The organism is Microbacterium sp. LEMMJ01 (assembly GCF_002114135.1).
Classification (GTDB): Bacteria; Actinomycetota; Actinomycetes; order Actinomycetales; family Microbacteriaceae; genus Microbacterium.
This window is the reverse complement of sequence record NZ_NCTV01000012.1, coordinates 1-5,466: the sequence shown is the minus strand read 5'-3', so window position 1 is coordinate 5,466 and position 5,466 is coordinate 1. Positions and strand designations below refer to the sequence as shown.

Genomic DNA, 5,466 nt, shown 5'->3' with positions numbered 1-5,466 from the left:
GCATAGTGTTCGCTGTTGTGGTGCAGCACTGGTCTCCGATGTCTCAGCTGCAGGCGTCGCCGGAGCCGGGGATCTGGTACGTGTTCGACCACAGCAAGAGGATCGCGATCATCCGCCATGTCGAGATCCGCGGCCGTAGGCTGCTGCGTTCCGTGACGTTCGATCGCGATCCCGAGCGGCGAGTGTTGATCGGCTACTTCCCCGACGATGCAATGAGGCTCGCTGTCGAGTGCACCTGGTCGGAGTATGTGAGGGCGACTGGTCCACCGGTGAGCAATCGTCGATGATCGCGTGCCACCGGGGCAAGAGAAAACGGCACCCGGCCGGAGCGTGGAAATTGTCACATTCACCAACGATCCAACTGAGGAGGAGCCATCGCCCCGAGGGGCGGAAGGGAACCTGCTCAACAGCCGGGTGCCGCGCCTTAGTGTACCGCGCGGGGCGGTCAGAGCGGGGTGGATTGGAGGAGCTCGTCAGCGACTCGGTCGAGCAGCTGAGGGGTGAGCTGCTCGTGGCGTCCTGCGCGCTTTATGGCGTCGATCGTCGCGAGGATCGTGGTGTGCGCGTCCGGTGCAGAGGGGATGGTCTTCTGTGCCTGTCGGATGCGTGCGCTGAGCTCAAGGATCGCGGTCTCGTCGCGTTCATTGTTCGCGTAGCCGGCGGCGAGCTCGAGCGACTTGTGTAGCAGGCGGGTCTCGGTGGTGGTGAGCGGTGCGGTCATCGTGTCCTCGTGTTCAGGAGATCTGCGGTCAGTCGGGCGAAGCGTGTGTCGACGTCGCGCTGGTCGGGGAGATCGACGTCGGCCGCGATGGGTCGGGCGTCGTAGAAGTGGTGCCGGATGACGCGGCCCCGGTGGTCGACCAGGCCCTCACCCTCGCCCTCGATCGGCTCGAGCAGAGCGACGATGGTGACGGCGAGCTCGCGTGCTGTCGCGCGCTCCCGGATGAGGGCATGATCTCCGAGGCGCAGTGCCGGCCACGCAGTGAGCTCGGGGTCGGTCATGAGGGTGTTCCTTCCTTGCTTCTGGGGGAGGAGCGGCGTAGCCGCCGAGCGGATTTGGGGAGGGGTTCGTTGCGAGGCAGCTTCGCGAGGCGCCAGTCATCGCGGACGGCGATCGCGGCGGCGAAACAGGTCATGAGCGTGGGGTGGTGGTGGTTGGCGCATCCGGCGCGGGTCTGACATCCGAGGTCGTAGCCCTCGGGGCTGCCGTGGATGATCTGTCGAGCGACCTCGTCGGAAAGCATGGCCTGGTCCTCAGTCGAAGCTGGCGTCGATCAGGAGGTCGAGCGCGTCGGCGAGCTCACGGAGCCTGTAGCTGCGTCGACCGGCGATGACGTGGCCGAACAGGTTGACGAAGTGCAGCTCGCGAGTGGTGGTGTCGGCGACGGCGACGGTATGGACGTCGTGAGCGTCGATGTACTGCCAGCTGATGATGTAGTTGCGGCCGGCGACGTGCGCTTGAGCCCAGCGGAAAAGCAGTGCACCGAGCGGACCATCTTCGGATGCGCGGGTCGAGTAGGGGTCGGCTGGCACGATCGCGTCGACGGAATGGAAGCCGACAGAGGAGCGGGAGATCTCGTAGCTGTCCAGCGGGATGTCGAGGAAGAGATCGTTGTAACGGGTGCCGGTGTCATCGGTGATGACGATGTTGTTCAGAGTGCTCATCGTTGTCAGTCCTCTCGGGTGGGGGGTCATGCGGCGCAGCTGGCGAGCTGCGCGCGGAGCGTGGAGTAGTCGGCCGGGTTGACCGTCAGCTGGTAGGCGGTGAGGACGTCGACGAAGCGCGCAGCGTAGGCGCATCCGTAGTCCGCGTTCGGGGGCATCCATTCGGAGGGGCCGCGATCGCTCTTCGACTGGTTGGTGCTGCCGTCCGTGGCCTGCAGATTGAGAGGATCGTTGGCGAAGCGCTCACGCTGGGCCTCGTCCCATTCGTCGGCGCCCTGACGCCACCCCCACGCGAGCGGCACGACATGGTCGATCTGCACGAGCTCACTCGTGCCCTGGCCGCGCTCGAAGGCGATCGTGAGCCCGGTGTAAGGGTCGTGAAGCGTTCCGGTGAGGACGACGCAGTCGTGTGTGCCGGGCTTGGTGGTGATGTTCTCGAGCGCGGCCGCGAGTGCGTCGTTGCGCTGGTCACAGCCGTTGCGGTCGATGTCGGCCCAGCGTTGCCCGAACGCGTCACGGTCGTAGCTGTCCTGGTCGGCTGCATCGGCCACGACGAGCTGCTCGAGCTCATCGAGGGCTGCGGCGGCGTCCGCGGAGATCTCTGCGGTAGGCACAGGCACAGGCGCGGGCGCGGTGTCGGTGAGGTCGCTGACGCCGGAGGGCTGGCTGGTGATCGCGATCGCGCCAGCGAGCAGGGCGACGACAACAGCGCCGGCGGCGGAGGCGAGGCGTGTGGTTCGGCGGTTCATGAGTGGTCCGTTCAGAGGAAGAGGGCGGCGCCGAGTACGACGGCCGCGGCGACCGCGGCGACGCTGAGGAGAAGGGTGACGAGGAACTTGAGGCTGCGCCGTACCGTGCGCTCTGCGCGGCGTGCAGTGTCGACGGTGACGAGGATGCCGACGAGGCCGCCGCTGCCCAGCAGAAGGGGAGCGAAGTCGCGGGCGGTAGACAGGGCGAGATCCATGGGTTCCTCCGGGGTATTCGTCTAGGGGTATAGGTCGCAGTTCGGGGTGTTCGCGGACAGAGATTCTCGGGGGCGGGCATAGGCGAGCCCGCCCCCCGAGGGCTGTTACGCGGCCGCGGCCTGGTCGTCGGCGCCGAGCATGGCGTCGGCGATCGCGTTGACGGCACGGAGGACGTTGCCGGCGACGCTGCGGATGAGGTCGACGTCACCGCCGGCCCATCCTGCGACGTACCCGATCGACCACGCGGACGTGTCGAGTCCGAGGAGGCCACCGGCGCAGTACGCGACCGACTCGGCTTCGGTCTCGATCACTCCGCGGTGCTCGCGGGTGCTGCCCTCGTCGAAGTGCAGAAGTGCGTGACTGATCTCGTGCAGGAGGGTCTTGACGCGCATGGCCGGTGCCATCTTGCTGTCGACCCGGATCTGTCGGGCCTGGCCATCGGTGTACCCGTTGAGCCCGTCCTGTGCGATGTCCTCGAGCGCGACATCCCAGCCCTGCGCGGTGATGAAGTCGGCGAGCTGGTCGAAGAGGCCTGCGACGTCGTCGCCCTCGAGGTAGATGGCCGGCTGCTCGGGGAGCGGCTCGCCATCGGTGTCGCGGACGTCGAACACGGAGAGCACCGGGTAGATCACTCGACTGCTGGTGGACTCTTCTCCGGTGGCCTCGTCGACCTCGACGATCCGCTTGGTGGAGTAGCCGAAGATCTTGATCGACTTCGCGCCCTTGACGACGTGACGGCCGAGGGTCTCCCACTGGCGGTAGCCGAGGCAGTGGGTGCCGCCCTGCGCGAGGATGAGCATCTGGTTGGAGAACGAGCGCCGGCGGACGATGCGCGCGAAGCGCAGCCAGGCCTTCCAGTTCTCGCTCTCGGCCAGCGTGGCGACCTGTGCGGTGAGCTGCTCGTGGAGCGCCTCGGCCTGTGCGCGGCGCTCTTCCGGGGTGCGGCGGGTGGTGCCGCTGCGGCGGGTCTTGGTGGTCATGGTGTCCTCCCTCAGAGTGGACGAGTAGTGAATGTGACATTCACTAGTATGAGGCATTCGATATGCCCCGTCAACTCCGATTTGCACCCGCCTGCAGCGGGGGTCTCAGCCCGGAAGGATGTCGGTGGCGGCTTTGGGGTACGCGGTGCGCGGCAGCCCGATCGGCAGCCGGCGACGCTGGGAGCTGCTGCCAAGAGGGAAGGCGTATCGGAAGTTCCCCGGATGCCTGATCTTCGTGACATCGAGCGCGGCGAGCGCCTCGCGCAGCCAGGCTCGCGGGTCTTGCCCTGCGCGGCGGATGGGGGCGCCGAGCGAGACCAGGTGTCGCTCGGCGGCGTCGGCGCCTCGCTCCTGTCCTCTTACCTTGGACAGAGATCTCTCGGAGAGCACGAGGCCGCGGCGGGGGAGGTAGTTCAGGGTGCGTGCGGTGCTGCGGCCGAGGGCGATCGCGTTGACGCTTTGGTATATCCCGCCGATGTGGCCGGGCGAGGTCTGTTCGATGCGCTCGATTGTGGTGCCGTTGTCGAGGGTCTCGGTGATCTGTCGGCGCCGTGGCAAGGGGTCGGCGAAAGAGACGACGCCGCGGATGCCCCGGTCGTAGGCGTGGCGGAAAGCGCGTGCGAGGAACCAGGATTCGGCGTTCGCGGGTGTGTCGGTGAGTACGAATCGGCCGAGCTCGATGCTCTGTTCGTAGGGCTCGAGCGTGCCGAAGACGGAGCTGAGGACTCCTCTGCTCATCGGGGTGGAGAAGGTGGCGACGCCGACCAGTGCCATCTCGTCGACCATGGCGCCGTTGATGGGGAAGCGGTCGTCGCGGGTGAGCAGCCCGATCGAGAAGCGTGCTGCGGGGAAGGATGCTGCGTAGTGCTCGTCGATGACGAATGCTCGCGCGGCGGCTTCCGTGATCGGGGCCACCTGGTATAGACGGGGGTCGAACCCGCCTTCGGAGATGTGGCGCCACGAATGGGCGCCGCGAGACCAACGCTGGCAGTAGTCGCTCGCGGGGGAGGAGGGCGGCTCGGCCGGCATGAGTACCGGCCGAGCGTTCAGGGTGGGCATGAGGTCAGATCTGCGCAGCGATCGCGCGGAGCTGCTCGTCGACGTCGGGGGCGACGTCGATCCACTCACCGGTCCTGGGGTGCAGCCCGACGATGAGCGCGGTGCTGAACAGCAGTGCGCTGCGGCCGTGCTCGGTCAGGTAGAGCGAGGCGAGCAGGTTCGGCTCTGTGACCTTGAGACCGGCTTCCTCGTCGACGAGCAGTGCGTGGCCGTTGGTCAGGCGGAGCTCTGCGACCCAGCCGCCGATCTCGCGCTGGTAGTCGGGCAGCTCGTCGATGCGGATGGTGTCGATCTCGCCAGCGGGGGTGATCTTGATGGCCGTTGTCATGGAGTCCTCCTCAGATCAGAACGGTAGTGAATGTGACATTCACTGATGGTACGCGGGCGACGTACCCTCGTCAACCGCCGTGGACTAGAGGAGTGCTGAGTCGACGCGGCAGCACTTCTGCTGCGCATAGGGGCGTTCACTCAGCGGCATCCAACCCGGTTCCCTTCGCCGAATGAGCCGGGGATGCCCGGCTTCCCCCTCCGTGGTCATGTGGGGGCCGGCGTTGGTCCAGCAGTTCTGCGCGCGCGTCTCGCACCACAGCGCGAGCCGCGCTTCGCGGGGGAGGCAGGCACGATGTGTCCACCAGGCGCGCTTCTCGCCGTAGGGTCCGAACTGGTGGCCCTCGCTGTGCGCGATCGCGTCGTGGACGGCGCGGAAGACGTCGTTGGCGAGCATCGGCGCCCGCTCGCCCGTGGGCAGGGTGACCGTAACGCTGCGAGCCATCGGATGATCCGGCGGAAGGGCCCCC

At 67.2% G+C, this 5,466-nt stretch carries 11 protein-coding genes; 1 reads left to right on the top strand and 10 read right to left on the bottom strand.

Annotated elements, in window-relative coordinates; all coding sequences use genetic code 11:
• The coding region (locus B7W94_RS18210; protein ID WP_216353854.1) for a hypothetical protein at nucleotides 1–287 on the top strand (287 nt) is incomplete at its 5' end.
• Nucleotides 288–445: 158 nt separating this feature from the next.
• Here the strand turns inward: B7W94_RS18210 and B7W94_RS00775 are convergent.
• From B7W94_RS00775 to B7W94_RS00735, 10 genes are all read right to left on the bottom strand, one after another.
• Nucleotides 446–721 carry a hypothetical protein gene (locus B7W94_RS00775; RefSeq protein ID WP_005052758.1) on the bottom strand — a complete coding sequence of 92 codons (276 nt, stop codon included), beginning with the start codon at nucleotides 719–721 and terminating at the stop codon, nucleotides 446–448.
• A complete protein-coding gene (locus B7W94_RS00770; protein ID WP_005052760.1) occupies nucleotides 718–1,002 on the bottom strand; it encodes a hypothetical protein in 285 nt (94 codons plus the stop codon). The genes B7W94_RS00775 and B7W94_RS00770 overlap by 4 nt, the downstream gene beginning before the upstream one ends.
• On the bottom strand, nucleotides 999–1,244 hold the full coding sequence (locus B7W94_RS17800; protein ID WP_005052762.1) for a hypothetical protein: 246 nt from the start codon (nucleotides 1,242–1,244) through the stop codon (nucleotides 999–1,001). Before B7W94_RS17800 ends, B7W94_RS00770 begins: the two co-directional genes overlap by 4 nt.
• A gap of 10 nt (nucleotides 1,245–1,254) precedes the next feature.
• Nucleotides 1,255–1,665 (bottom strand): hypothetical protein, encoded by a 411-nt coding sequence (locus B7W94_RS00765; protein WP_005052764.1) that lies wholly within the window; start codon nucleotides 1,663–1,665, stop codon nucleotides 1,255–1,257.
• 26 nt (nucleotides 1,666–1,691) lie between these two features.
• Nucleotides 1,692–2,414, bottom strand: a complete 723-nt coding sequence (locus tag B7W94_RS00760) for an HNH endonuclease family protein (RefSeq protein ID WP_005052767.1) — start codon at nucleotides 2,412–2,414, stop codon at nucleotides 1,692–1,694.
• 11 nt (nucleotides 2,415–2,425) lie between these two features.
• Nucleotides 2,426–2,629 carry a hypothetical protein gene (locus B7W94_RS00755; RefSeq protein WP_005052768.1) on the bottom strand — a complete coding sequence of 68 codons (204 nt, stop codon included), beginning with the start codon at nucleotides 2,627–2,629 and terminating at the stop codon, nucleotides 2,426–2,428.
• A gap of 105 nt (nucleotides 2,630–2,734) precedes the next feature.
• Nucleotides 2,735–3,610 carry an ArdC-like ssDNA-binding domain-containing protein gene (locus B7W94_RS00750; protein ID WP_005052771.1) on the bottom strand — a complete coding sequence of 292 codons (876 nt, stop codon included), beginning with the start codon at nucleotides 3,608–3,610 and terminating at the stop codon, nucleotides 2,735–2,737.
• Nucleotides 3,611–3,715: 105 nt separating this feature from the next.
• Complete coding sequence (locus B7W94_RS00745; RefSeq protein ID WP_139833212.1) at nucleotides 3,716–4,669, bottom strand: Mom family adenine methylcarbamoylation protein; 954 nt, start codon at nucleotides 4,667–4,669, stop codon at nucleotides 3,716–3,718.
• A gap of 4 nt (nucleotides 4,670–4,673) precedes the next feature.
• Complete coding sequence (locus B7W94_RS00740; protein ID WP_005052776.1) at nucleotides 4,674–4,997, bottom strand: DUF3846 domain-containing protein; 324 nt, start codon at nucleotides 4,995–4,997, stop codon at nucleotides 4,674–4,676.
• Between the two features lie 84 nt (nucleotides 4,998–5,081).
• The gene (locus B7W94_RS00735) at nucleotides 5,082–5,441 is read right to left on the bottom strand and encodes a hypothetical protein (protein WP_253247345.1); all 360 of its coding nucleotides are present in this window, start codon (nucleotides 5,439–5,441) and stop codon (nucleotides 5,082–5,084) included.
• Nucleotides 5,442–5,466 lie beyond the last annotated feature (25 nt).

What these genes read in the sequence shown, in the direction of transcription:
- B7W94_RS00750 (WP_005052771.1), bottom strand. Translation starts at nt 3,610, where the DNA reads ATGACCACCAAGACCCGCCGCAGCGGCACCACCCGCCGCACCCCGGAA.
- B7W94_RS00770 (WP_005052760.1), bottom strand. Translation starts at nt 1,002, where the DNA reads ATGACCGACCCCGAGCTCACTGCGTGGCCGGCACTGCGCCTCGGAGAT.
- B7W94_RS00745 (WP_139833212.1), bottom strand. Translation starts at nt 4,669, where the DNA reads ATGCCCACCCTGAACGCTCGGCCGGTACTCATGCCGGCCGAGCCGCCC.
- B7W94_RS00760 (WP_005052767.1), bottom strand. Translation starts at nt 2,414, where the DNA reads ATGAACCGCCGAACCACACGCCTCGCCTCCGCCGCCGGCGCTGTTGTC.
- B7W94_RS00775 (WP_005052758.1), bottom strand. Translation starts at nt 721, where the DNA reads ATGACCGCACCGCTCACCACCACCGAGACCCGCCTGCTACACAAGTCG.
- B7W94_RS00765 (WP_005052764.1), bottom strand. Translation starts at nt 1,665, where the DNA reads ATGAGCACTCTGAACAACATCGTCATCACCGATGACACCGGCACCCGT.
- B7W94_RS00740 (WP_005052776.1), bottom strand. Translation starts at nt 4,997, where the DNA reads ATGACAACGGCCATCAAGATCACCCCCGCTGGCGAGATCGACACCATC.
- B7W94_RS17800 (WP_005052762.1), bottom strand. Translation starts at nt 1,244, where the DNA reads ATGCTTTCCGACGAGGTCGCTCGACAGATCATCCACGGCAGCCCCGAG.
- B7W94_RS00735 (WP_253247345.1), bottom strand. Translation starts at nt 5,441, where the DNA reads ATGGCTCGCAGCGTTACGGTCACCCTGCCCACGGGCGAGCGGGCGCCG.
- B7W94_RS00755 (WP_005052768.1), bottom strand. Translation starts at nt 2,629, where the DNA reads ATGGATCTCGCCCTGTCTACCGCCCGCGACTTCGCTCCCCTTCTGCTG.